The 1,453-nt window shown below is 51.2% G+C and carries 1 protein-coding gene; it reads left to right on the top strand.

What is annotated here, in order from left to right:
- Window positions 1-127 precede the first annotated feature (127 nt).
- Window positions 128-1,327, top strand: a complete 1,200-nt coding sequence (locus tag AC6F7T_RS03030; protein WP_500716496.1) for a hypothetical protein — start codon at window positions 128-130, stop codon at window positions 1,325-1,327.
- The last annotated feature ends 126 nt before the right edge of the window (window positions 1,328-1,453 follow it).

Raw genomic sequence — 1,453 nt, forward strand, 5'->3', positions numbered from 1 at the left:
GACCATGCAGGTAAAATGTCCTGTGTGTGGTTACGAATTTACAGCGGACGGATCATAAATCTGTCTCAACTTGGTGCGCTGCAAGGGCGCGGCGTACCCAAATTTCTTTAATCGATAGGAGGCAAATGTGAGCAGGTATCTAAAGATTGCAGTGACATGTGCGGTGATGTTGGCAGTGGCTCTGCCGGCGCTCGCCCTGGAAAACAAGATTAATGGGTATCTCCGGATTCAGGGGATTACAGGTTCGGGCTATGATGTCGCTCTTAAGAAGGCGCCTTTTGGCCAAGCTGCGAATAACATGGTTGATCAACGTTTGCGTGTCAAGTGGACCGCCAATGTCGACGACAACAGCGGTTTCGTCTACTTCGCCGAACTTGACACCCCGTGGGGAATCGGGGCTGGAAAAGTAGGCGCAGATCAAGTTGCTATTGAAACCAAAAATGCCTACATGTTCTTCAAGGCCAACGGGTTTGACACCAAGGCTGGTATTCAGGGTGTTAGCGCTGGCTGCGACTATACTTTTATCCACAAGGATGCAGCTGCGTTGATCGTTTCGAAAAAATTCGGGGAGATCGGCACCACCTTCATCTGGTCTAAATTTGATGAAAAAGCAACCAACAATGGCAACAATGATAAAGATGTCTATGGTATCAAGGTTGCGCCGGCGCTCGGCTCCGCCAAACTCGACTTTGGTCTGTACATGATCGACAACAACGCCAATAATGCTCAGCAGTTCACCGTAAGTGGTGAGTTTACTGGTAAAGTTGCCGATCTTGATCTGAAAGCCTGGTTGCTATATCAGTTCGGTGACCGTGTTGCTACAGGCGGTAATGGGCAAGATGCAATGGCTATGTCGGCCAAGGTGTCAGGTGCATTTGGTGCAGCGCGCCTGATCGTCTACGGTGCCAGCGGCGCTGGCTTCGAAAGCCAGACGGACTTTTATGAGCTGCCTGATACCGGTCTGTCGATTTTCATGACTGACAAGTTCCATAACAACGGTGGTCAGGGTGCACGTGCCTTGACCGACGCGGCTTATGCCGGCAACGGTCTTGTAGGCTTGACTTATTCTGGCAAGCAGAACATCGACAAGTTCTATGTTGATTATGCGGCCGGTTACTTCATGTCTCTGGACGATCAAGGCACGCAAGGGACGAACCTGGGCCTCGAAGTTTCTGCCGGAGTCGGTACCAAAATCACCGAGAAAGTTGATCTGAGCCTGCGCGGTTCCTATGCGTTGCTCGGCGACTACTATGACGGACAGGCCCCTGGCGGTTCTGATCCCGACGATCCGTACAAAGTGGTTGCAATGCTCAACATGGGCTTCTAATTCAGCCTGATACAGATCAATCGCCCCGGAGGTTTACCTTCGGGGCGATTTTTTTATCCACAGACCGGCAAGACTTGACAACCCCAGGGCAACAAACTAACGTGAGCCGTGTCATCACTTTCAGGC

Source organism: Pelovirga sp., from assembly GCF_059864205.1.